The following is a 23,483-nucleotide window of genomic DNA, read 5'->3' as shown; positions in this document are numbered from 1 at the left end:
ACTGTGTTGTGTAAATCAATGTCTCTTACAGGGCATTTTCCCATTATAATTTATCAGAAGGAAGAAGGCAGGCCATGAAGAAGGATCCTCAGGGGAAGCGCTGGCACAGGCTTGACAATACAGGAAAGATATTTCCCATGATTGCCAATGAAAACCTGAGCAACGTGTTCCGCATCTCAGTCATATTAAAACATGATATAGTGCCCAATCTGCTTCAGCAGGCGCTGGAGGATACCCTACCCATGTTTAAGGGATTCAAGGTGAAACTGAAGCGTGGGTTTTTCTGGTATTACTTTGAAGGTAACAAACGCACGCCTTATATAGAAAAGGAAACCTCCTGGCCCTGCCGTTATATTGACCCCAAGAGCAACCAGCTGTATCTGTTCCGGGTCAGCTATTATGGCCGCCGCATCAACCTGGAGGTGTTCCACGCGGTCACGGACGGCATGGGGGCCGTGAATTTCATCCGTGAACTGACCGCCCGCTATCTTGACCTGAAGCGGGGCACGCCTCATCCGTCCAGGGAGGAAGAACCGGGGGCTGTCTATAAGATTGAGGACAGCTATCTGAAGAATTACAAAAAGATGCCGGGCAGACGCTACAGTTCCAAACCAGCCTACAAGATGGAGGGGGAATACCTTTCCATGGGCGGTGAGAGCGTGGTGCACGGCACTGTGGATATACAGGATCTGAAACGGGCATGCCGTGAAAAAGGAGTCAGCGTCACAAAATACCTGACCGCCTCCCTCATATGGTCCATCTGCCAGGTTTATATGGACGGAACGCCCGGCGGGCAGCCAATCGGCATCAACCTGCCCATTAACCTGAGGGCATTTTTCGGCTCGGACACGGCGTCCAATTTCTTTGCGGTGACAGCCATTGATTACGACGGGGAGAAGGGGGACGGCTCCTTTGATTCCATCCTGGCCGCGGTCTGCAGCCAGATGGATGACAATATTGTGAAGGAAAAGCTGGAACAGACCATTTCCTATAATGTGTCCAATGAGAAGAAGTGGTATGTGCGCATCCTGCCCCTGTTTATCAAATGGCTGGCCCTGGGATTTATTTTCAGGCGCAATGACAGGGCGCATACCATGACACTGTCCAACATCGGTCCCATCACCATGGATGAGGAGTACCGGGATGAGATTGAGAATTTCCATCTGCTCATCGGGGTTTCCAAACGCCAGCCAGCCAAATGCGGTGTATGCGCCTATGAGGGAAAGGTCAATATTACATTTACCAAAGTATTTGGGGACAGCCGCCTGGAGGACTGTTTTTTCGGGCACCTTGAACAGGCCGGGATACCGGTGGGATTGGAGAGCAACGGGCTTGCGAAACCGGAAGCGTGGAAGGATACCTACCCGGTTGTGGAATATGATAAGAATAAGTGGAAGAAGCTGGTTTATATATTTTACGGAATCCTGGCCGCGGTTGCCGTGGTGCTGGGGGTGGTGAATATTGCCACCTATGACCATCTCTGGTGGTCCGGCATCGCCATACCCGGGATTGCCTATGCAGGGCTTACGGTCCGTTATTCCATACTAAAGCATGCGAATCTGGGGAAAACGGTTGTCATCGAGACGGTTGGGATGCAGGTACTGCTAATCATGATTGACTGGGTGCTTGGCTATGAGGGATGGTCCGTGAATTATGCGGTGCCTGCCACCATCCTGTTCGCGGATGTGGCTGTGGTGTTTTTGATACTTGTCAACCGTTTGAACTGGCAGAGCTATTTCATGTACCAGCTTGCCATCACCATATTCAGCTTCATACCGCTGATCCTGTGGGCGGCGGGGCTTGTCACAAAGCCGCTTATGGCGTTGATTACAGTGGTGCTCACTGTGTTCATCCTGGCCATGACCATTTTCCTGGGGGACAGGGGAGTGAAGAATGAATTAATCAGACGGTTCCATCTATAGGGAACCAGGAGGAGACCAAATGCGGAATAAGAAGGTAAGCATCCGGGGAGGCCTGATGCGTGATATGATACACGACATCATGGAGACTTCCTTAGGAAAGCCCATACAGACAGGCGAATTCAGGAAGAATCCAGTGGAACCTGCCTGGGTCTGCCCGTCCGGTTATGAGTATGAGATTATTGAAAATGGACCATTTAAAATGGAGTTCTTAAAGCCCGAGGGCGTGGTGACGGGACGGGCCGTGCTGCAGCTGCACGGAGGCGGCTATATCGGTCCCATGAAGAACATATACCGGAAGTTTGCGGTGCGCTATTCCCGTCTCAGCTTTGGCGGGGATGTGCTGACCGCGGATTACAGGGTTGCCCCGGAATATCCGTATCCGGCGGCCCTGGAGGACGCGCTCCATGCCTACCAGTGGCTGGTGAAGGAAAAACGCTACCGCCCGGGACAGATAGTGATTGCCGGGGATTCGGCCGGCGGCGGCCTTGCCCTTGCCTTGTGCCTTTACCTCAGGGACCACGGGCTGCCGCAGCCTGCAGGGCTGGTGCTCATGTCGCCATGGGCGGACGTCACATGTAGCGGCGACAGTTATGATTTTAATTTTGAAAAGGACCCGCTGTTTGGCAATTCCAGGGAGACAATGCTTTATAATTCCACGTATATCGGGGATGCGGATCCAAGGGACCCGTATCTGTCCCCGGTATTCGGCGATTACAGGGGACTTCCTGCCATGCTGTTACAGGCAGGCAGCCATGAAATGCTTCTCAGCGATACGCTGGCAGCCGCTGAGAATGCCAGACAGGCTGGCGTGCGGCGCCGGGTTTCGGTTTATGAGGGCATGTTCCATGTGTTCCAGATGAGCATGGATCTGATACCTGAGAGCAGGGAGGCATGGGATGAGGTGGCCCGCTTCATGCAGATTGTGTTCCGGATTGACCGGAGACGGTCGGGGCAGGTGGTCAGGAAGGTTAAGAGGGGGAGGTAGCGGGGGTGCGTCCGCAGGACGGGCCAGGACGGGCTTTGTCCCATGGGTTCCGGGCGGGGGCGGGGAGGTCCCTTCGGCTGGCGGGGGCTCGGACGCAGGGTTCCGAAGGGGCAGCTTCTAAGATCCTGACAAGTAAAAAGACGGGGGACCGGTGCTATTCGCTGAGAAATCCTGAAGGACTTTCTCAGCTCAGAGCACCTTGGACTCATGCTTTGATGCATTCGTCCACCCCCGCCTTTTTACTTGCCAGGATCTTAGAAGCTGCTCCCTTCTCCACCATGCGTCCGAACCCCCGCCAGCCGAAGGGACCTCCCCGCCCCCGCCCGCCCCCATGGGACAAAGCCCGCCCTGGCCCGTCCTGCAGACTGGGGGACTCCGGTCATTAGGGGTGGAATGGCTGGGGATTAGGGGCGGTGGGTGGTATTATTATGGGGGAGGGGAGTCAGGGGGAGGCGGCAGATAGAGGCGGATGTAAGAAGTTGTAAGTATTTGATGTAAGTGTCAGGTGGTTCTGGATAATCCGGGGGATTATCTGGGACTTTTTTTGTTTTGGGTGAGGGTGTTTTATGGGGATGTGTTTTGGGGTAAGTGGTTTTTCATTTTTAATATACAGTCATATTTTCAGGCATGTCTCATATATTGAGGTAAAAGGGGTGAGACAGATGGCGAAGAGGGAAGAAATCTTGAAACTATTTCCAAGGGAACTGAGGTCCGTGTTGGGACAGGTTCCGGTGGATTTTAAGGAGGTCCAGGAGATACGCCTGAGGACGGGGATGCCGCTTATGATGATCTGTGGGAGCCAGGAGTTCCTGGTGGCCAGGGATGGAAGCCTCAGGCAGGATACCGGGAATTTGGACCGGGATATGTTCCTGGCGGCAACCCAGGCCCAGATGAAGGAGACGGTTGAGTATATGGGCAGCTTTTCCCTTTATGCGGCTGAGGAGGAACTCCGCCAGGGGTTCCTGACCATCCAGGGCGGGCACCGGATTGGGGTTGCTGGAAGGACCTTGGTCCAGGGGCAGGATATCCGGCTGATGAAGTTCATCTCTTTTATTAATATCAGGGTGGCGCACCAGGTTCCAGGCTGTGCTGATGGTGTGATGGATTTTCTTTATGATGGGAGGTTCCTGAATACGCTGGTCATCTCGCCGCCCCGGTGCGGTAAGACAACGTTGCTACGGGATATAATACGGCAGGTCTCGGACGGATGGGTGAGGCATTCCGGGGACAGGGTCCCCGGGGTCAGCGTGGGGGTGGTGGATGAGCGGTCCGAACTTGCGGCCTGTTATCAGGGGGTTCCCCAGAATGATTTGGGGATGCGTACGGATGTGCTGGACTGCTGTCCGAAAAGCCAGGGCATGATGATGCTGGTAAGGACCATGGCTCCCGGCGTGATTGCGGTGGATGAAATCGGCAGCCGCCAGGACGCGGAGGCAATTGAATATGTGAGGAACTGCGGCTGTGCACTGGCCGCAACCATACATGGAAGCTCCCTGGAGGATATCAGGCAGAAGCCGTCCATGGGGGGACTTCTGGCACAGGGGACATTTGAACGGCTGATCCTGCTTGACAGCAGGGAAGGGCCTGGGCATGTGCAATGTATATGGGATGGCAGGAGCCGCATCCTATATGAGGATGGGACGGTTCCTAAGAGGTTGTGATGGGAAGTTGCGATAAGTGATCATGATAGGCGGTTGTGATAAAAGGATATGATAAAGGGGTATTATAAGCGGTTATGACGGGAAGGAGGACATCATGGCATTGAAGTGGATAGGAAGCATGCTGGTTCTTTTTTCGGCCGGCGGTTTTGGGATATGGTCTTCCAGGCAGTGGAGGGAACGGCTCCGTCTGTTGGAAAAGCTGCGGCAGATGATTTATTTCCTGAAAGGTGAGATTACATATAGCCACGCACCTCTGGCGGAGGCGCTTGAGCGTGTGGGGAAGCGGGAGACAGGCCCATTGGGGCAGCTGTTTACCGCTGCGGCGGAGGGAATCTGCCGCCAGGAAGGGGAATCCCTGCAGGAGATATGGCGCAGGGAGGTGCAGGCCCTTTCCTCGCCAAAGATACGGCTTTCTCTTACAGAGGAGGATTTGGAACAGCTGGCAGGCCTGGGGGAGCATCTGGGATATCTGGATGTGGACATGCAGGAGCGTACGCTGAAGCTGTACCTGGAACAGCTGGATATTTCCATTGAGTATCTCAGGACAAACCAGAGGGAAAAATGCAGGCTGTATACCAGCCTGGGTATCATGGGCGGCATGTTCCTTGTCATTGTGATGTATTAGGACATACCTGAAGGAAAAGGAATAAGAATAGTTGAGGAGACGGCAAATGGGTGTAAATCTGATATTTCGTATAGCGGCAGTGGGAATCCTGGTTTCCGTGATCTGCCAGGTATTAAAGCACAGCGGCAGGGATGAACAGGCATTCCTTACAAGCCTTGCAGGGCTTGTACTGGTATTGTTCTGGATGATTCCTTACATATATGACCTGTTTGAAACCATGAAGAACCTGTTTGCATTATAATGGCCCTTTGGCCTGTTTCAGGGAAGGTGGGGATAGAATGACAATCATCACAATTGCGGCGGCCGGCATTGCAACCGTCCTGCTTGCAGTGCAGTTAAAGGGCATTAAGGGGGAGTATGCTGCCTATATGGTCATGGCGGCAGGCTTTTTCATCTTTTTTTACGGCACGGGAAAACTGAGGGCAATCCTGGATGCACTGGAACAGATCCAGGGCTATATAAAGGTCAACAGTGTATATCTTGTGACCCTGCTTAAGATGATAGGCATAACGTATGTGGCGGAATTTGCTTCCGGTATCTGTAAGGATTCAGGATATGGTTCCCTTGGAAACCAGATAGAGATATTTGGGAAGCTCTCCATCCTGGGAATCAGCATGCCCATACTTCTGGCGCTGTTTGGGACATTGGAGACATTTCTGCGATGAAAAGGATGGGGAAATGGCTGAAAAAGGGACTGGCTGTCCTGGCTTTGTCCGTGTTGCTGGCAGGCGCCGGGGCGGGCGCGGTGTGGGCGGCGGGAGATGGGATGGGCAGTGCTTATGGAATGGGGAATGGAGCCGACAGAACTTATTGGACGGCAGATGAAACAGTCAGCGCTGCCGGTACGGACATGTCCGGCAGTCCCACGGACAGCGGTGATTCAGAAGAGGAACTGATGCGTGGGGCAAAGGAGCTTGGAATCCAGCAGGAAATGGAAGGGATGCAGCAGTTCTTGGATGAGGTCATGGGACAGCAGGGGGGAGGCATGGGGGATTTCTCCTTCTGGGACCTGATGAAAGAGCTGGTGAAAGGCAATCTGGGCGGGGTCCTGGGACAAGTGGGGGCAGGTATCAGGAATACCCTGTTCTCCGAGGTGGGCAAAGGCGGTCACATGCTGTTCCAGGTGGCTGCAATCGGAATCATCGGAGCCGTGTTTTCCAATGTGTCTTCTGTTTTTAAAGGCGGGCAGATATCCGATGCAGGTTTTTTCGTGACCTACCTTCTGCTGTTTACCTGCCTGGCCGCCAGCTTTACGGCCAGCCTCCAGGTGGCGGCCCAGGTGCTGGATCAGATATTGGAATTCATGCGGCTGCTCATGCCTGCTTACTTCATGTCGGTGGCATTTTCCGGGGGCAGCATGAGCGCCCTGGCCCTCTATGAGGGGATGCTGGGAGCGGTAACCCTGATACAGTGGCTGTGCAGCACGGTCCTGCTTTCCATGGTTCGGATTTATGTGCTTATGGTGCTGGGCAGCCATGTGGTGAAGGAGGCACTGCTCTCCAAGCTGACCGAGCTGTTGGAACAGGCAGTGGGCTGGAGCCTTAAGACACTTACGGGCCTGGTGGTGGGGTTCCATCTGATACAGGCCATGATCCTGCCCTATGCGGACGCGGCCGGGCAGGCTGGAATGAAACGCCTGATAGAAATCATACCCGGACTGGGGCAGGGGGCAGGGGCCATGGCGCAGATGGTGCTGGGCTCAGGCGTCCTGATTAAGAACACCATAGGCGCCGCCGCCGTGGTGGTGCTGGCGGTCATCACGGTCATTCCCATCATCAAGCTGATGGTCCTGATGGTCCTGTACCAATGTGTGGCGGCGGTGATGCAGCCCGTGTGTGATAAGCGGATCGTATCCTGTGTCTCAGGGGTGTCAAAGGGACATAAAATGCTGATCCAGATTGTGCTGTATTCCATGTTCCTGTTCATGATATCCATTGCAATCACCTGCGCCTCAACGAATGTGAATTACTTTGCATCATAGCTATCGTGCCGGAAGGAGGAGCCAATGCAGGCAGTATACGGATGGGTCAAAAATATCATATACTTCATGATTTTCCTGGCAGTGGTAAACAATCTCCTGGCAGATTCAAAATACGAAAAATACATCCGCTTTTTTGCCGGGATGGTGCTGATCCTCCTGGTTGTAAGCCCTCTTACAGGGAAAATGCGTCTGGATGAACAGATTTCCTCCATGTTCCAGTCCATTTCCCTCCATAACGATGCCAGCGATTTAAAAAGCCGTCTGTGGAACATGGATGAAAAACGTCTGGACCAGATTCTGGGGCGGTATCAGGATGCAGTGGAAGCGGATGTGGCTGCCATGGCGGCAGCGGACGGCCTTACCTGTGTCCGCGCACAGGTGCAGATAGACGGGGACAGGAACAGCAGCACTTACGGCCAGGTGAAAGAAATCCGCATGGAAGTAAAGGATGATAAGGAACAGGAAAGCGGGAAGGAAGATTACATGGTAAGCAGGCCTGTGAATGTGGAGGCGGGCAATGTGGGCAGCATTGAGGTCAGGCCTGTGGAGCTGGGGGAGGACGATGGTGATAGCGGTGGGAAGAACGAGGAAAAGGACATTCGAAAGGATGCCTTGGAGGACGCTTTGAAGGACGGCGGGGATGTGGGAAAGAAGCAGGACGGTAATCCTGGCTTGGAGCATTTAACAGGAAAGGTGGCACAGTACTATGGGCTGGAAGAATCGCATATCAAAGTTCAGTGGAAAGATGACTAAGGAAAAATGGCTTCTGTTGCTGCTGGTGGGGGTACTTCTCATGATTCTGTCATTTCCCCTGCCGGGCAGTAAAAGTACCGGAAAGGATGAGAAAAGCCAGGCAGGACAGGTCAGCCCGAACCAGGGTGCGGTCCCCCTTTGGACAGGGGATACACAGGAAAATGACCAAGGAGGCGCAGCGGACCAGGCATCCCTTAATGGACCGGGCCAGGACGGCTCCGGGGCTGGTCCGGACAGCGTTTACCCTGCCTCTGCCTCGGCAGGGGGAGAGGGTTCCTATGAGACGCAGATGGAGAACCGGATTAAGAATATCCTGAAATCCGTGGACGGGGTGGGGAAGGTAGACGTGATGGTGGTCTTAAAATCCTCCAGCGAAAAGGTGGTGCATGTGGACCGGAGCACCAATTCAAGCACCACCCAGGAAAAGGATTCCGGCGGAGGCACCCGTGATGTGGTGAATAACCAGTTACAGGAAAGCACGGTCCTGTCCGGTTCCGGCTCCGGCTCAAGCGGGAACAGCCCCATTATAGAGAAGGAACTTAGCCCGGAACTGTCCGGAATCATCATCAGCGCGGAGGGCGGAGGCAGTCCAACCGTAAAAGCTGAAATTTCTGAGGCAATGGAAGCATTATTTGGCCTTCCCCCACATAAAATAAAAGTATTAAAGAGGGTGGAATAAATAAAGGAGTGCAGGATATGAAGATCAAGAATATGAAACAGGTAAAAGAGCATATGAAGGACATGAACATGAAGCGTCTGTTCCGCAGGAACCAGATCATCATCACCACACTGGCCGTGATGATTGCAGCAGCAGGGTACCTGAACTACGCAGGCAAAAAGGATCTGGCAAATGGAAACAGGGTATATGAGGCGGGAGCCATGGACATCTCGGATGAAGATATCCTGGCAGAGAACCAGGCGGCCTCCCTCAATGGCCAGGCGGGGCTTCAGGAGATACAGAGCCTGGACCAGGACCCGTCGGACCTGGATGCTGTCAGCGATATGGATGGGGCGCAGGCAGCCGCTGATTCAGGCACCGACGCCAACCAGCTTGCACAGGCAGGGGATGTGGAAGAAGCAACCCAGGCAGCAGCTGATACGGGAACGGATGCCGGACAGCTGGCCCAGGCAGAGGACGGGGCATCCCAGACCGGTCTTGAGAATCCGGGTGAGGCAGTGCTGACCAGCGGCATGAGTGTGGCGGATTACATAGCAAATGTACAGCTCAGCAGGGAGCAGATACGTGCAAAGAATAAGGAAACCCTGATGAACCTCATTAACAGCACAAGCATTGACGAGGCAGCCAAACAGCAGGCAATCCAGGATATGATTAAACTTACCGAGGTTTCCGAGAAGGAAAATGCCGCAGAAACCCTCCTGATGGCAAAAGGTTTCTCTGACCCGGTCGTCAGCATCACCCAGGATAAGGTGGACGTTGTCATCAACGCCCCGTCCATCACGGACCCACAGCGCGCCCAGATTGAGGATATCGTGAAGCGTAAGGCAGAGGTTGGGGCTGACCAGATCATCATTACGTTGTTGAATATGGCGGAGTAAACCTGCCAGGGTAAATATGGCAGTACAGTAATGCGGCAAAACCTATAGCTGCGGCAAGGCTTACAGAACAGGAAGTCCTGTTTTGCAGGCCTTGTTTTTTACTTCACGGACATGGCGGGAAAAGCGGCAGGTCCGGCGTCCAGGGAAGCCGGACGGTCTCACCCGGTCATTCCGCACCATTCCATAAAACATCAGGGTATGAATATCTGGATACAAGTTCTGGATATCTAAGGAAATTAATCCTATACATCTTTCCGCAGATTTGTTATAATACTAATTAATTAAGTCTTAACAGGAGGTTATTTGTGATGGCAGAGGAAAATCGCAGTACCCATAAATTATACGAAAAGGATAAGATCGGCGAGGTGCAGATTGCGGACGAGGTAGTTGCAATCATTGCCGGACTGGCGGCCACAGAGGTGGAGGGAGTTGACTCCATGGCAGGCAATATCACCAATGAGCTGGTCGGCAAGCTGGGCATGAAGAACCTGAGCAAGGGCGTGAAGGTGGAAGTGACCGAGGAACATGTGTCCGTGGACCTTTCCCTGAACATCCGGTACGGTTACAACATTCCGGCTGTAAGCGAGCAGGTGCAGGATAAGGTAAGCGCGGCCATTGAGAACATGACAGGCCTGACCGTGCTGGATGTAAACATTAAGATTGCCGGCGTTAATATGGAAGAGGGTAAGTAGCCGGATTTTCCCGAAGAAGTACGAGTGCTCCATCCCACCAGGAGCACTCAGTCATGTGGATAAGAACACTCCCCGGAGCGTTGCCTGGGGAGTGTTTTATACATTTTTTATTGTTTTTATGCAGTGATTTTGCTATAATGTCTACAGCGGAACTTCCTTTATCGGGGGAGGACCAACCAACATTGAAGAAAGGAAAATGTACGGAAGGCCTGATGCATGAGGAAAGCATTTATAAAACCAGACCAGGCGCCGCCCGGCGCAGGGACATGCCCAGGAGCTTTTCAGGTACAAGAAGAGAAAATGACCAGAAGAGAATTGCGGGAGCACTGTTTCAAGATGTTGTTCTCGGCAGACTTCTATCCAACCCAGGAGGAGGCCGTGGCCCAGCTGGACCAGTATTTCCAATCCCCGGAAGAATACGACACAGATCCGGAAGGTGTCCTTCAGGTATTGCATAAAGTAGAATTAAAATCAGAAGACAGTGAATATCTTCAGGCAAGAACAGTCAACATAATAGATAAGATACCGGAGATTGATGCGAAGCTGAACGAGGTGGCGGCCGGATGGAAGACAAAGCGTATGGGCAAGGTGGAACTGACCATCCTGCGTCTGGCCCTTTTTGAGATGCTGTATGATGAGAATATCCCGGAGAAGGTATCCATCAATGAGGCAGTGGAGCTGGCTAAGAAGTTTGGCGGCAATGATTCGCCTGCTTTTGTCAATGGGATTCTTGCAAGGTTCATAGGATAGCGTATGGCAAGTGTTTATACCGTATCACAGGTAACTGCATATATCAGGAACATGTTTACACAGGACTTCGCACTGAACCGGATTTCCATCAAGGGCGAGGTCTCTAATTGTAAATACCACACATCCGGACATATTTATTTTACCCTGAAGGACGGCGGCTCACAGATTGCCGCCGTCATGTTTGCAGGGCAGAGGAAGGGACTGGCCTTTGAACTGGAGGAAGGCCAGGAAGTCACGGTAACCGGCAATGTGGATGTGTATGAGCGCGACGGAAGATACCAGCTTTATGCAAAGGAGATTACCAGGGAAGGAAGAGGCGACCTCTTTGCCCGCTTTGAGAAGCTGCGCGGGGAACTGGAGGAGATGGGGATGTTTGACGGCTGTTACAAGCAGCCCATTCCCAAATACGCCAGGAAGGTTGGCATCGTAACTGCCAGCACAGGCGCTGCCATCCGCGATATCATGAACATTTCCGCAAGAAGGAATCCCTATGTGCAGCTGGTGTTATATCCGGCCCTGGTTCAGGGTGAGAAGGCAAAGTACAGCATTGTAAAAGGAATCGAAACCCTGGATGCCATGGGACTTGATGTAATCATCGTGGGCAGGGGCGGAGGTTCCATTGAGGATCTGTGGGCTTTTAATGAGGAAATGGTGGCCAGGGCCATATTTAACTGCTCCACCCCTGTGATATCAGCGGTCGGACATGAGACGGATGTGACCATTGCGGACTATGTGGCGGACCTTAGGGCGCCCACGCCGTCCGCTGCGGCTGAATTGGCTGTGTTTGATTACAGCCAGTTTGAGGAGCAGGTCAGACTGTACAGCCAGGTTTTAAACCGTTCCATGGAGAGGAAGCTGGAACGGCTCCACTTCCGTCTGGAGCAGGGAAAGATGCGCCTGAAGCTGCGCAGCCCGGAGCGGCTGCTGGTGGACCGGCGCCAACGTCTGGCTGATATCGAGAGTTTCCTGGAACGCAGGTTAAAGGATAAGCTGGAGCAGGACAGGCGCAGTCTGGAGGACCGGCGTCAGCGCCTGGACATGTATATGTCGGACAGCCTGAAAGCCGGACAGCACCGTCTGGCGCTGGCCGCTGGCCGCCTGGACGCATTGTCCCCGTTAAAAAAGCTCAGCGGCGGCTACGGATTCGTAACGGATCCGCGGGGAAAGGCTGTCAGAAGCATTGAGCAGACAGGCATAGGGGACAGGATTGGGATAAGTGTAAGGGACGGCCGGATAGAGGCACAGGTAACAAAGACCGTAGCCGTCAGGCTGCCGGAAAGTGAGGAGTAAGGAATGCCACGCAGGAAAGCAGACGCGCAGGAGAACGTAGAAAAGAAACAGGACACGAAGATACAGGATGCAAAGATACAGGACACAAAGATGCAGGATGCAAAAATGCAGCCAAAGGAAGAAAAACAGCCGGGCATAGAGGAAAATTTTGTGCGGCTGGAAGAAATCATAAGAAAACTGGAAGCAGGGGACATCACGCTGGAAGAATCGTTTACGTGCTATGAGGCGGGAATGAAGCTGGTAAAGTCCCTGGGCAGCCAGATTGATAAAGTGGAAAAGAAAATTCAGATATTGAGCGAGGGTGATGAAGATGAATGACAAGGAAACATTTAAGCAGGAATTGAAAACACGCACAGCGGAGATTGAACAGTTAATCAAAACGTATCTGCCGGAGGAGTCCGGACACCAGAAAACCATTCTGGAAGCCATGAACTACAGCATGATGGCCGGCGGGAAGCGTCTGCGCCCCATGCTGATGCAGGAGATGTGCCGTCTGTTCACAGGCTGCCTCCTGGAGTCCGTGATTCCGTTTATGGCGGCAGTGGAGATGATCCACACCTCTTCCCTGGTCCACGATGACCTTCCCTGCATGGACGACGACATGATGCGCAGGGGCAAGCCAAGTACATGGGCTGAGTTCGGAGAGGATATCGGCGTGCTCACAGGTGACGCGCTTATGATGTATGCATTTGAGACAGCGGCGTCTGCATTTGAGACAAGCATTGACCCGGATGAGCTGTCAAGGATTGGAAAAGCCGTGGGAATCCTTGCCCGCAAGACCGGCGTGTACGGCATGATCGGCGGACAGACCGTGGATGTGGAGCTGGCAGGAGGCCCGATTCCAAAGGATAAGCTGGATTTCATCTACCGCCTGAAGACAGGCGCCTTGATTGAAGCCTCCATGCTGATCGGAGCCGTACTGGGCGGGGCAGCGGATGAGGACTGTAAGATTGTGGAATCCCTTGCAAGGAAGATCGGCATGGCGTTCCAGATCCAGGATGATATCCTGGATGTGACCGGCAGCGAGGAAGTAATCGGCAAGCCGGTGAACAGCGATGAGAAGAATAAGAAGACAACCTATGTGACGCTGGAGGGCCTGGACAAGGCAAAGAAGGATGTGGAGCTGATATCCGCAGAAGCCATTGAGGAACTGAATAAACTTCCGGGCAACAATGAGTTCCTGGAGCAGCTGATCCATGTGCTGATTAACAGGCAGAAGTAAGCCGGTGTAACTATTTGGAGAACCATCAATATGATATTGGAACAGATTAAGGGGCCGGAGGAGCTGAAAGCTCTTCCGCCCGAGGATTTAAAAACCCTGGCTCAGGAGATACGTGATTTCCTGATAGAGAAAATCAGCCATACGGGAGGCCACCTGGCCTCAAACCTGGGCGTGGTGGAACTGACCATTGCCCTCCATACTACCTTCAACCTGCCGCAGGACAAGGTAATCTGGGATGTGGGCCACCAGTCCTATACCCATAAGATATTGACCGGGCGGATGGCTGATTTTGATGAACTCAGGCAGTATGGGGGCTTAAGCGGTTTTCCCAAACGCAAGGAAAGCCCATATGATTCATTTGACACAGGACACAGCTCCACGTCCATATCCGCGGGACTGGGGATTGCCCTTGGCAGGGATTTAAAAGGACTTGATTATAAGGTGGTGTCCGTCATCGGTGACGGGGCGCTTACGGGCGGCATGGCCTATGAGGCGCTTAATAATGCCGCAAGGATGAAGAGGAATTTCATCATTGTCCTCAATGACAACAAAATGTCCATATCGGAGAATGTAGGGGGCATGTCCCGCTACTTAAATGGTCTGCGTACAGGCAGCGGATATAATGACTTAAAGAAGAATGTGGCAGATGCCCTTGACCGGATACCGGTTGTGGGTTCTGTGATGATAGACAAGATTAAGCGCACCAAGAACAGCATCAAGCAGCTGTTCATACCGGGAATGCTTTTTGAGAACATGGGCATTACCTATCTTGGTCCCGTGGACGGCCACAATATCCCGGCCATGTGCAAGGTATTTAGGGAGGCGCAGAAGCTGGACCACTCAGTGCTGGTCCATGTAATCACGAAAAAAGGAAAAGGCTACCGTCCGGCAGAAAAGAATCCTTCCCAGTTCCATGGGGTGGGACCCTTTGACGTGGAGACCGGGAAGCCTTTGTCAAAGCAGCAGTATCCGTCCTATACGGATGTATTTTCAAGGAAAATCTGCCATCTGGGTGAACAGTATCCCAATCTGGTGGCGGTGACGGCAGCCATGCCGGACGGCACGGGGCTTACTGCGTTTGGTAAGAAATTCCCCTATCGTTTCTTTGATGTAGGCATAGCGGAAGCCCACGCAGTGACCTCTGCGGCTGGAATGGCGGCGGCAGGGTTAAGGCCGGTGGTGGCGGTCTATTCCTCCTTTTTACAGAGGGGATTTGACCAGATCCTGCATGATGTCTGCATCCAGAACCTGCCCGTGCTCTTTGCAGTGGACCGGGCCGGGCTTGTGGGCAGCGACGGGGAGACCCACCAGGGGATTTTTGATTACTCCTACCTTACCTGCATCCCCAACATGAGCGTCATGGCCCCCAAGAACCTGTGGGAGCTTCGGGCCATGCTGGAATTTGCCATGGAATATAACGGCCCTCTGGCCATCCGATACCCCAGGGGGGAGGCATACCGGGGGCTGAAGGAATTCCGCCAGCCCATCGCCTACGGCAAAGGCGAGATGCTTTACGAGGAAAAGGACATCGCCCTTCTGGCAGTGGGAAGCATGGTCAGCACAGGCGAACACGTAAGGGAAAAGCTGAAAAAGGAAGGATATTCCTGTTCCCTTGCCAATGGCAGGTTTGTGAAGCCTGTTGACACGGAACTGATAGCACATCTGGCTGGGAACCACAGCCTTATTGTGACATTGGAGGAAAATGTGCTCCAGGGCGGATATGGGCTGGCGGTGACGGCTTATATCCATGAGCATTTCCCTCATATAAAAGTATTGAATGTAGCGCTGCCTGACGCCTATGTGGAGCACGGTAATGTGTCCATATTAAGGGAAGGGCTGGGAATCGACAGCGATTCCATCATTAGGAGCATGAAGGCAGGAGGATGGCTGGGATAATGAAAGAACGGTTGGATGTGCTTATGGTACAGAAGAACCTGGCGGAGTCCAGGGAAAAGGCCAAGGCGCTGATCATGTCGGGAATCGTCTATGTAAACGGACAAAAGGAAGATAAAGCCGGTACCTCCTTTGATACCGCGGCCCAGATTGAGGTCAGGGGAAGCACGCTCAGGTATGTAAGCCGGGGCGGCCTGAAGTTAGAAAAGGCCATGAGCCATTTTGGCGTGGAGCTTGAGGGCAAGGTGTGTATGGACGTGGGAGCCTCCACCGGGGGATTTACGGACTGCATGCTCCAGAACGGGGCGGTTAAGGTGTACAGCGTGGACGTGGGACACGGACAGCTGGCATGGAAACTCAGGAATGACGAGCGGGTTGTCTGTATGGAAAAGACGAATATCCGCTATGTACTGCCCGGCGATATCGGGGACAGGATCATGTTTGCAAGTATTGACGTATCCTTCATCTCCCTGACCAAGGTGCTGGGGCCGGTGAAGAACCTGCTTACGGAGGAAGGGCAGATTGTGTGCCTGATTAAGCCGCAGTTTGAGGCCGGCCGTGAGAAGGTGGGCAAGAAGGGGGTTGTCAGGGAAAAGAGCGTGCATCTGGAGGTCATTGACATGGTGATCCAGTATGCGGTGGGCATTGGTTTTGAGGTGCTGAACCTGGAATTCTCACCGATTAAGGGGCCTGAGGGCAATATCGAGTATCTGCTTTACCTTCAGAACCACCCTGAGGGGCAGGACGGGGAAATGGTCCTGTACAGCCAGGTGCCTGTGAATGCCAGGGAGATTGTGGAGCAGGCCCATGGATCCCTGGATAAATGACATATCCGCATCAATGCATCAATGATATGACAGAGCATACACATAAAACGGCAGGAGCCTAACCATGAGACATTTTTATATTATTGCCAATCTGGATAAAGAATATGTAAAAGAGGCCCAGGCATTCATCAAGACGTATCTGGAGGCCAAGGGAGCCGCGTGCAGGCTGAATAATCCATACCAGAAGGGGCGGGAGAGCACCCACACGGATTCCGGCCAGGTGCCGGGGGACACGGAGTGCATCATCACCATCGGAGGGGATGGGACACTGATACAGGCGGCCAGGGATCTGGCCGGAAGATGTATCCCCATGGTGGGGGTAAACCGGGGACACCTGGGTTATCTGAACCAGATCAGCCGCCAGGAGGACATTGCCCCTGTAATGGACGCGCTATTGGAGGACCGCTTCCAGTTGGAGAAGCGGATGATGCTCAAGGGAATTGCGTACCATGACGGCAAGCCGGTCCTTGAGGACATCGCGCTCAATGAAATAGCAGTGACAAGGCAGGACCCCTTAAAAGTCCTGCGGTACTCAGTCTATGTAAATGATGAATATCTCAACGAATATGCGGCGGACGGCGTGCTGGTCGCAACGCCCACCGGTTCCACGGCCTATAATCTGTCGGCCGGAGGCCCGGTCATAGCGCCATCGGCCAGGATGATGGTGCTTACGCCCATCTGTTCCCACTCATTGAATGCCAGGAGCATCGTGCTGGCGCCGGAGGACAAGATAGAAATCCGGCTTCTTAACAGCGGACAGGTGGTTTCCTTTGACGGGGACAGTTTTGTGGAGCTGACAGCGGGGGACAGCATCAGCATTGAATGTTCCAGGCTGGAGACGGTCATGGTTAAATTAAAACAGGTTTCATTTATGCAGAATCTCAGCAATCATTTGGGGAGAATATGACATGAAAGTAGAGAGGCACAGTAAAATTGTAGAACTAATCGGAAAGTATGAGATAGAGACCCAGGAGGAGCTGGCTGAAAAGCTGAACCAGGCAGGGTTCAACGTGACCCAGGCAACCGTGTCCAGGGATATCCGGGAGCTGAAGCTGACCAAGATGCAGTCGGAGAGCGGAAGGCAGCGTTACATGGTCCTTGAAAGCCCGGCCGGCACGTCAGCCATCAAATATATCCGTATCCTGAAGGATGGTTTCATGTCCATGGACATGGCGCAGAACATCCTGGTGATTAAAACCGTATCCGGCATGGCCATGGCTGTGGCAGCTGCTTTGGATGCCATCCACTTCACTGAGATTGTGGGCTGTATTGCGGGAGATGACACCATCATGTGCGCAATCCGAAGCGTGGATGATACGATTATTGTGATGGAGAAGATTAAGAAGATGGTACAGGATTAATATATAGGAATGGGAGGTGCAAGATGCTGCTGGAACTGCATGTAAAGAATCTGGCCCTGATTGAGAAAGCAGATGTGGAATTCGGCGAAGGGCTGAACATACTCACGGGTGAGACCGGCGCCGGTAAGTCCATCATAATCGGTTCCGTGACCATGGCCCTGGGAGGAAAGGCCTCCAGGGAGAGCATCCGCCATGGGGCGGATTACGCCTATGTTGAACTTGTATTCTCTGTGTCCGGGGAGGATAAGGCTAAGGCCTTAAAGGAGCTGGAGGTGGAGCCTGCTGAGGATGGAACCGTGATTGTCTCGCGCAAGATCATGCCATCCAGAAGCGTAAGCCGTATCAATGATGAGACGGTCACCACGGCCAGGCTCCGCCAGATCACAGGCCTTCTCCTGGATATCCATGGGCAGCATGAACACCAGTCCCTGCTATATAAATCAAAACATCTTGAAATTCTTGACGCCTATGTTAAGGCCAGCACCCAGCCTGTCAAACAGAAGATTGCAAAGGAATACCAGTCCTACCGCGCCCTTATCAAGCGTCTGGAGGAGTTTGACATGGACAGCGAAAGCCGTATCCGTGAAGCTGATTTCCTGCGCTTTGAGATACAGGAGATTGAGGAGGCCGGGCTGAAGGAAGGCGAGGAAGAGGAACTGACTTCTGTTTACAGAAGGTTTTCCCATTCCCAGAAGATAGCGGCCAGCCTTGGGGATGCCTATAATGCGGTGGAGGGGGAGTGGCTGTCGCGGGCCCTCAGGGAAGTGGAGCAGGTGGTGGAATTTGACCATGCCCTGGACGGTATCCGGGACCAGCTTTATGATGCGGATTCCATACTGGAAGATGCAAAGCGGGAAATATCCTCCTACATGGGTTCCATGGAATTTGATGAGGAGACATTCCGCCAGACCGAGGAACGGCTGGATTTAATCCATAACCTGCAGGCCAAGTACGGCGCAACCATTTCTAAAATCAACCAGAAACTGGAAGAAAAAAGGAAACGGCTGGACGAACTGGAGGATTATGATTATCACAGGGAACAGACCAAGAAGGAACTGGAACAATGCAGGAATCATTTAGAAGGATTCTGCGCACAATTATCAGGGATACGTAAAAAAGCGTCCAGGGACCTTATTAAAAAAATCAGGGACGGACTCGTCGACCTGAACTTCCTGGATGTGGAATTTGACATGGAATTCAAGCGCCTGGAGCATTTTGGCGCATCAGGATGGGATGAGGTGCAGTTCATCATTTCCACCAATCCAGGACAGCCCATGCGGCCCTTAAAGGACGTGGCCTCGGGCGGTGAACTGTCGAGGATCATGCTGGCCATCAAGACCGTGCTGGCGGATTCCGATGATATCCCCACATTGATTTTTGATGAGATTGATACCGGAATCAGCGGCAGGACTGCCCAGAAGGTATCGGAAAAGCTATCCTATATAGCAGGCAGCCATCAGGTCATCTGCATTACCCACCTTCCACAGATAGCAGCCATGGCGGACGCCCACTTTGAGATTTCAAAATCTGCCATAAATGGCAGCACCCTCACAACCATCCGCCTTCTGGACCGCCAGGCATCCGTAGAGGAGCTGGCCAGGCTTTTGGGCGGCGCGGAGATTACGGATACAGTGCGTAAAAATGCAGCCGAAATGAAGGATTTGGCAGACAGGACAAAATAAAACAGATTGAAATCCGCAGGACGGATAATACTAAGAAAGAGGCAGTGAGCATGCGTCTTTCTTTTTTTGACTTTAAAATGAATCCGGCGGGTAAAAAAGCGCCCGGAAGCATTTAAAAACACGCTCTTGCCGAAATAACATGAAGACTATATAAGGAGGCAGGGCGATGACAGGAAAATCTAAATTTTACCGGTGGCTGGGACGTATTTTCTGGCTTTCCATTGTGGCTGTAACAGGATACACGTGGTATTATATGGATCAGGCGGTGCCGGACCGGGTAAGCATCATACAAAACCAGGAGGAGGATTTTTCCTTTGGACTGCCTTTAAAAGCAACCATTTCCAGTGACAGTGAGGAAGTGTCCCTTGGAAATGAAAGCAATATACCGGCCGACCAGATTACCATCAGCGGCAGGCAGCATTTTTCCATGATTGCAGGAGAACAGGGAAGCTACCAGGTGGGGCTTAAGCTGTTTGGCATTATAAAATTAAAGGACATCCAGGTGGATGTGGTGGATACGCGGTATGCAATCCCATGCGGAAGCCCAATCGGCATTTACCTGAAATCAGACGGAGTCATGGTAATCGGCACCGGCCGGATTACAGGGCCGGACGGGATGGAAGTGGAGCCTGCCTACGGCATTTTAAAAACAGGGGACTATATAGAAGCATTTAACGGTAAGCCCATGAAGACAAAGGAAGACCTTATAAGCGCGGTAAATGAATCAGGCGGCCAGGATTCAGTTGTGACCGTGCGCAGGGACGGGGAACCAGTGGATGTCAGCGTAAAACCGATTGCAGGTTCAGACGGGAAATATAAGCTTGGGGCCTGGGTCAGGGACGATACCCAGGGAATCGGAACCATTACTTATGTGGATATGAATGGTAATTTCGGTGCACTGGGCCATGGAATCAGCGACAGTGACACCGGGGACCTGGTGGAGACGTCCCAGGGCGCCTTGTATTCCACGGAAATCATGGGGATTGAAAAGGGAACCATCGGCAAACCGGGCCTGCTTTCAGGCGTCATCTATTATGGCCCGCAGTCCCATATGGGGGATATAGCTGAAAATACCAACGAGGGGATATTCGGAACCGTGAACCAGCAGTTCAAGAAGCAACTGACCGGGGAGCCGGTGGAGATTGCCTGCCGCCAGGACGTGAAACCGGGAGTTGCCTATATCAGAAGCAATATCAGCGGGGAACTGGAGGATTATGAGATAGACATACAGAAGGTGGATTATAATGCCAGCCACAAGAATAAGAGCATGGTAATCAAGGTGACGGACCCGAGACTTTTGGAATTGACAGGCGGGATTGTGCAGGGCATGAGCGGGTCGCCGATTATACAGGATGGGAAACTGGCGGGGGCGGTGACCCATGTGTTTGTGCAGGATGCGAGCAGGGGGTATGGGATTTTGATTGAGAATATGTTGGAGCGTTGAGTACGGTAATAGAGAATAAGGTATTGGGGAGAAGATGGGACCATCACACAGGTTGGTTTATTCAGTGTGATGGACCCTATTCTTTAAAGCTGCTGTAAATTTCATAAAATTTCTTTCAATCCACGAAATATGAATCATTCGACATTTGTATTATAATGAAATAAGAACGTTTTGTCAAAACTATAATTTCCTATAAAATAAAATAGAAGAATACATTTAAGTTTTATGAGATTTAAATTATATGAAATATAAAATATAATAAAAATATCATTGACAATCAATCCTGCAAGTAGTAATCTATATTTAGAATTAACCCCCTACCCAGTCACTGGTCACATTGTACAATTCTAACTACTTTACAAAGGAGGGATATGAATAATGAACCAACCTTATGCTCATTATAACCCCCACTCTGATACATATCAACTAAATTCCACACACAATTCCGACACCGCTGTAATCGCAGAAAAGAAAAATCCCATCCCTATTTTAAAAGACATTCTATGGCTGACCTGTCACCTTCACGATTCCGGAAAGTATCCAGAACGCTGGCAGAAGTATTTCATGAAAGCCATTTGTAATGATGGCATTCCATCCGGCCCTAAGGAAGACCATACTACGGCGGGCGGTCAGTTGATTCAGGAAATCTTTCCAGGTACGCTGCTATCTGAGATGATACAGATAGCCATCTACTCCCACCATGGCCTGAGGGACTGTATTTCCATAATTGACAGTTCCATCCTGTTGCGCCAGCGGATGGAAAAGGCGAAGAAGCTGCCTATAGAAGAGGCAAAGGAATATTTCTATCAGGCGGTAGAACCATCGGAATTTGAAAAAAGATGTGCCGGAGCCAGGGAAGAATCAAAGCTGATTCCTAAAAGAATCAAGGATATCATGAAGAGCTGGGATAATCCGCAACTTTATGGCAACAGGGATTTTTTCCTTGGAATGTATGAGCGCATTTTATTATCCCTGCTTATTGACGCCGACCGCAGGGATACGGAAGATTTCATGACCGAGGATGGTGAAGCGGTCCGTCAGCCGGAAGAGTATTCTTCCGAAAAGCTTCAGGATGTCTGGAGGATATGCGTGGAACATGTGGAAAGAAAGTATGCTGATTTCATGGACAAGAGCGGTATAAACCGCTACCGGAGTGAGATATCAGACAGATGCATGAAACAGGCGCTGCAGAATATAAGGCTCTATCACCTGACAGTGCCTACCGGTTCCGGGAAAACGTTAAGCAGCCTCCGTTTTGCGGTCCGCCACGCCCTTGAGTATCATAAAAGGCGGATTATCTATGTAGCTCCATATCAATCAATCCTGGACCAGAATGCAGAGGAGATTAGGAATGCATTGGATTATCCTGGCATCGTGCTGGAGCATCATTGCAATATTATTCTGGAAACAGAGGAAGAACAGGCATACTATGACCGTGTTACAGAAGATTGGTCGCTTCCTGTTATCGTCACTACGGCCGTGCAATTCCTGAATACCCTTTTTGCCGGTAAGACTGGTAACATACGAAGGATGCACAGTCTATGTAATAGTGTCATCATCATGGACGAGGTGCAGTCCCTGCCGGTCAGGACCATCCAGTTATTCAACATGGCTGTAAATTTCCTGACAGAGTTTGCGGATACCACCATGGTACTGTGCACGGCAACCCAGCCCCTTTTGGACAGGATACCTGTAAACCGACTCCGTCCACCGAAAGATATGACGGGATATGTGGATTTCTATCAGGAAGCATTTCGCAGGACGGAGATAATAGATTGTACGGATTTGGTTCCGGGCGGTATGGATATCCGGAAAGCAGCGGGATTTGTGCTGGAAAAGGCAAGGGAGTTGAAACAGGTATTATTCGTGGTTAACACAAAACGGTGCGCCAGGGAATTATTTGGGATGCTGGAGTCGCTGAATGAAGATCGATTTAAGCTTTATCATCTCAGTACAGGGATGTGTCCAGAGCACCGCAGTGATGTATTGAAGGATTTGTCGGACTGTTTGAAATCCCATGGGGAGGATCCGATTCCTCTTATATGCGTCAGCACCCAATTGATTGAAGCAGGGGTAGATCTTTCATTCCGATGTGTAATCCGTTCCCTTGCAGGGCTGGATAATATCATCCAGGCTGCGGGTCGCTGTAACCGCCACAAGGAAGTTGACATGGGAAAGGTTTTTATTGTGAAAATGTCGGGAGATGCTGAGAATCTCTCCCATCTGGCCTATATCCGGAGGGCACAGGAATCCACGGAACAGGTGCTGGCCCAATTTTACAGGAACCCTGAAGTATTAGGTGGACGGCTGGATAGCAGTCTGGCAGTAAAGATGTACTATGAATGTAATTTCCAAAAATGGCTGAAGGAGATGGAATACCGGGAAACCGTGGAAGGGGTTTCCACCAGCTTGGTGGAACTGTTGTCGGGGAACCATGATTTCCTGCCATCCCAGCAAGGGACAACAGCGTGTAAAGGTGCAGGTCTGCCCATATTAAAACAGGCATTTAAGACCGCGGGGGATTTATTTGAGGCAATTGAAGAGAATGGAAAGACCACGGTCATCGTTCCGTACAATGAAGAGGCTGTACAATTGCTGTCCAGGTTGTCAGGCGGATCGGCTTCCTTACAGCAGAAGAAGCAGGCGCTTAGAAAGCTGCAGCGCTTTACCGTTGCCATATCCGGGACAGAGAAAAAAGGATTGGGGGACGCTATTCATACTGTATGGGAGGGGAGAGTGCTGGTTTTGGACGAGCGGTATTATGACAAAGAGAATCTGGGGGTTACCCAGAATCCAGGCTTGATGACCGAATTGATGATATAGGCAGAGAAAGAAAAG

The 23,483-nt window shown here is 51.8% G+C and carries 22 protein-coding genes; all 22 read left to right on the top strand.

The genetic code is table 11. The features are described 5' to 3' along the window. Window positions 1–74: 74 nt before the first annotated feature. The gene (locus tag MCJ35_RS15530) at window positions 75–1,922 is read left to right on the top strand and encodes a DUF6320 domain-containing protein (RefSeq protein WP_025486455.1); all 1,848 of its coding nucleotides are present in this window, start codon (window positions 75–77) and stop codon (window positions 1,920–1,922) included. A gap of 19 nt (window positions 1,923–1,941) precedes the next feature. Next, window positions 1,942–2,907: an alpha/beta hydrolase gene (locus MCJ35_RS15525; RefSeq protein ID WP_008718091.1), complete on the top strand. Its 966-nt coding sequence runs from the start codon at window positions 1,942–1,944 to the stop codon at window positions 2,905–2,907. 662 nt (window positions 2,908–3,569) lie between these two features. Beyond that, a complete protein-coding gene (spoIIIAA, locus tag MCJ35_RS15520) occupies window positions 3,570–4,568 on the top strand; it encodes a stage III sporulation protein AA (protein ID WP_025486457.1) in 999 nt (332 codons plus the stop codon). A gap of 91 nt (window positions 4,569–4,659) precedes the next feature. Then, a complete protein-coding gene (locus MCJ35_RS15515) occupies window positions 4,660–5,193 on the top strand; it encodes a stage III sporulation protein AB (protein ID WP_025486458.1) in 534 nt (177 codons plus the stop codon). Window positions 5,194–5,239: 46 nt separating this feature from the next. After that, complete coding sequence (spoIIIAC, locus tag MCJ35_RS15510) at window positions 5,240–5,434, top strand: stage III sporulation protein AC (RefSeq protein WP_002569682.1); 195 nt, start codon at window positions 5,240–5,242, stop codon at window positions 5,432–5,434. A gap of 37 nt (window positions 5,435–5,471) precedes the next feature. Beyond that, the gene (locus MCJ35_RS15505; protein WP_008718077.1) at window positions 5,472–5,858 is read left to right on the top strand and encodes a SpoIIIAC/SpoIIIAD family protein; all 387 of its coding nucleotides are present in this window, start codon (window positions 5,472–5,474) and stop codon (window positions 5,856–5,858) included. After that, window positions 5,855–7,174: a stage III sporulation protein AE gene (locus tag MCJ35_RS15500; protein WP_025486459.1), complete on the top strand. Its 1,320-nt coding sequence runs from the start codon at window positions 5,855–5,857 to the stop codon at window positions 7,172–7,174. Before MCJ35_RS15505 ends, MCJ35_RS15500 begins: the two co-directional genes overlap by 4 nt. Window positions 7,175–7,198: 24 nt before the next feature. Then, on the top strand, window positions 7,199–7,927 hold the full coding sequence (locus MCJ35_RS15495; RefSeq protein ID WP_025486460.1) for a stage III sporulation protein AF: 729 nt from the start codon (window positions 7,199–7,201) through the stop codon (window positions 7,925–7,927). Then, entirely contained in the window at window positions 7,881–8,606 is a 726-nt protein-coding gene (locus MCJ35_RS15490) for a hypothetical protein (protein WP_008718071.1), read from the top strand. The genes MCJ35_RS15495 and MCJ35_RS15490 overlap by 47 nt, the downstream gene beginning before the upstream one ends. Window positions 8,607–8,623: 17 nt before the next feature. Continuing rightward, on the top strand, window positions 8,624–9,484 hold the full coding sequence (locus MCJ35_RS15485) for a SpoIIIAH-like family protein (RefSeq protein ID WP_025486461.1): 861 nt from the start codon (window positions 8,624–8,626) through the stop codon (window positions 9,482–9,484). A gap of 308 nt (window positions 9,485–9,792) precedes the next feature. Continuing rightward, window positions 9,793–10,176, top strand: a complete 384-nt coding sequence (locus tag MCJ35_RS15480; RefSeq protein ID WP_025486462.1) for an Asp23/Gls24 family envelope stress response protein — start codon at window positions 9,793–9,795, stop codon at window positions 10,174–10,176. Window positions 10,177–10,476: 300 nt separating this feature from the next. Next, on the top strand, window positions 10,477–10,926 hold the full coding sequence (gene nusB, locus MCJ35_RS15475; protein ID WP_008718063.1) for a transcription antitermination factor NusB: 450 nt from the start codon (window positions 10,477–10,479) through the stop codon (window positions 10,924–10,926). A 3-nt stretch (window positions 10,927–10,929) separates the two neighbouring features. Then, window positions 10,930–12,216, top strand: a complete 1,287-nt coding sequence (gene xseA / locus MCJ35_RS15470; RefSeq protein WP_008718061.1) for an exodeoxyribonuclease VII large subunit — start codon at window positions 10,930–10,932, stop codon at window positions 12,214–12,216. A 90-nt stretch (window positions 12,217–12,306) separates the two neighbouring features. Next, complete coding sequence (xseB, locus tag MCJ35_RS15465) at window positions 12,307–12,534, top strand: exodeoxyribonuclease VII small subunit (RefSeq protein ID WP_371829079.1); 228 nt, start codon at window positions 12,307–12,309, stop codon at window positions 12,532–12,534. Beyond that, entirely contained in the window at window positions 12,527–13,438 is a 912-nt protein-coding gene (locus MCJ35_RS15460) for a polyprenyl synthetase family protein (protein ID WP_025486465.1), read from the top strand. The genes xseB and MCJ35_RS15460 overlap by 8 nt, the downstream gene beginning before the upstream one ends. 30 nt (window positions 13,439–13,468) lie before the next feature. Continuing rightward, the gene (dxs, locus tag MCJ35_RS15455; protein ID WP_025486466.1) at window positions 13,469–15,334 is read left to right on the top strand and encodes a 1-deoxy-D-xylulose-5-phosphate synthase; all 1,866 of its coding nucleotides are present in this window, start codon (window positions 13,469–13,471) and stop codon (window positions 15,332–15,334) included. After that, on the top strand, window positions 15,334–16,158 hold the full coding sequence (locus MCJ35_RS15450; protein WP_034577905.1) for a TlyA family RNA methyltransferase: 825 nt from the start codon (window positions 15,334–15,336) through the stop codon (window positions 16,156–16,158). Before dxs ends, MCJ35_RS15450 begins: the two co-directional genes overlap by 1 nt. Before the next feature lie 64 nt (window positions 16,159–16,222). Then, window positions 16,223–17,065, top strand: a complete 843-nt coding sequence (locus MCJ35_RS15445) for an NAD(+)/NADH kinase (protein WP_008718050.1) — start codon at window positions 16,223–16,225, stop codon at window positions 17,063–17,065. A gap of 1 nt (window position 17,066) precedes the next feature. After that, a complete protein-coding gene (gene argR, locus MCJ35_RS15440) occupies window positions 17,067–17,519 on the top strand; it encodes an arginine repressor (RefSeq protein ID WP_008718047.1) in 453 nt (150 codons plus the stop codon). A gap of 23 nt (window positions 17,520–17,542) precedes the next feature. Beyond that, a complete protein-coding gene (gene recN / locus MCJ35_RS15435) occupies window positions 17,543–19,201 on the top strand; it encodes a DNA repair protein RecN (protein ID WP_025486468.1) in 1,659 nt (552 codons plus the stop codon). 166 nt (window positions 19,202–19,367) lie between these two features. Next, window positions 19,368–20,645 (top strand): SpoIVB peptidase, encoded by a 1,278-nt coding sequence (gene spoIVB / locus MCJ35_RS15430; protein WP_025486469.1) that lies wholly within the window; start codon window positions 19,368–19,370, stop codon window positions 20,643–20,645. A 378-nt stretch (window positions 20,646–21,023) separates the two neighbouring features. Beyond that, window positions 21,024–23,468: a CRISPR-associated helicase/endonuclease Cas3 gene (locus MCJ35_RS15425; protein ID WP_025486470.1), complete on the top strand. Its 2,445-nt coding sequence runs from the start codon at window positions 21,024–21,026 to the stop codon at window positions 23,466–23,468. The last annotated feature ends 15 nt before the right edge of the window (window positions 23,469–23,483 follow it).

Origin of the sequence: Enterocloster sp. OA13, assembly GCF_022440595.1 — a bacterium.
Classification (GTDB): domain Bacteria; phylum Bacillota; class Clostridia; order Lachnospirales; family Lachnospiraceae; genus Enterocloster; species Enterocloster hominis.
Note: the sequence above shows the minus strand (reverse complement) of the source record. Positions and strands in the feature narration are given on the sequence as shown.

Bases quoted from the DNA above. Each gene is read 5' to 3' on its own strand.
- MCJ35_RS15530 (WP_025486455.1), top strand. From the start codon at position 75: ATGAAGAAGGATCCTCAGGGGAAGCGCTGGCACAGGCTTGACAATACA.
- MCJ35_RS15525 (WP_008718091.1), top strand. From the start codon at position 1,942: ATGCGGAATAAGAAGGTAAGCATCCGGGGAGGCCTGATGCGTGATATG.
- spoIIIAA (WP_025486457.1), top strand. From the start codon at position 3,570: ATGGCGAAGAGGGAAGAAATCTTGAAACTATTTCCAAGGGAACTGAGG.
- spoIIIAC (WP_002569682.1), top strand. From the start codon at position 5,240: ATGGGTGTAAATCTGATATTTCGTATAGCGGCAGTGGGAATCCTGGTT.
- MCJ35_RS15505 (WP_008718077.1), top strand. From the start codon at position 5,472: ATGACAATCATCACAATTGCGGCGGCCGGCATTGCAACCGTCCTGCTT.
- MCJ35_RS15500 (WP_025486459.1), top strand. From the start codon at position 5,855: ATGAAAAGGATGGGGAAATGGCTGAAAAAGGGACTGGCTGTCCTGGCT.
- MCJ35_RS15495 (WP_025486460.1), top strand. From the start codon at position 7,199: ATGCAGGCAGTATACGGATGGGTCAAAAATATCATATACTTCATGATT.
- MCJ35_RS15490 (WP_008718071.1), top strand. From the start codon at position 7,881: ATGGGCTGGAAGAATCGCATATCAAAGTTCAGTGGAAAGATGACTAAG.
- MCJ35_RS15485 (WP_025486461.1), top strand. From the start codon at position 8,624: ATGAAGATCAAGAATATGAAACAGGTAAAAGAGCATATGAAGGACATG.
- MCJ35_RS15480 (WP_025486462.1), top strand. From the start codon at position 9,793: ATGGCAGAGGAAAATCGCAGTACCCATAAATTATACGAAAAGGATAAG.
- nusB (WP_008718063.1), top strand. From the start codon at position 10,477: ATGACCAGAAGAGAATTGCGGGAGCACTGTTTCAAGATGTTGTTCTCG.
- xseA (WP_008718061.1), top strand. From the start codon at position 10,930: ATGGCAAGTGTTTATACCGTATCACAGGTAACTGCATATATCAGGAAC.
- xseB (WP_371829079.1), top strand. From the start codon at position 12,307: ATGCAGGATGCAAAAATGCAGCCAAAGGAAGAAAAACAGCCGGGCATA.
- MCJ35_RS15460 (WP_025486465.1), top strand. From the start codon at position 12,527: ATGAATGACAAGGAAACATTTAAGCAGGAATTGAAAACACGCACAGCG.
- dxs (WP_025486466.1), top strand. From the start codon at position 13,469: ATGATATTGGAACAGATTAAGGGGCCGGAGGAGCTGAAAGCTCTTCCG.
- MCJ35_RS15450 (WP_034577905.1), top strand. From the start codon at position 15,334: ATGAAAGAACGGTTGGATGTGCTTATGGTACAGAAGAACCTGGCGGAG.
- MCJ35_RS15445 (WP_008718050.1), top strand. From the start codon at position 16,223: ATGAGACATTTTTATATTATTGCCAATCTGGATAAAGAATATGTAAAA.
- argR (WP_008718047.1), top strand. From the start codon at position 17,067: ATGAAAGTAGAGAGGCACAGTAAAATTGTAGAACTAATCGGAAAGTAT.
- recN (WP_025486468.1), top strand. From the start codon at position 17,543: ATGCTGCTGGAACTGCATGTAAAGAATCTGGCCCTGATTGAGAAAGCA.
- spoIVB (WP_025486469.1), top strand. From the start codon at position 19,368: ATGACAGGAAAATCTAAATTTTACCGGTGGCTGGGACGTATTTTCTGG.
- MCJ35_RS15425 (WP_025486470.1), top strand. From the start codon at position 21,024: ATGAACCAACCTTATGCTCATTATAACCCCCACTCTGATACATATCAA.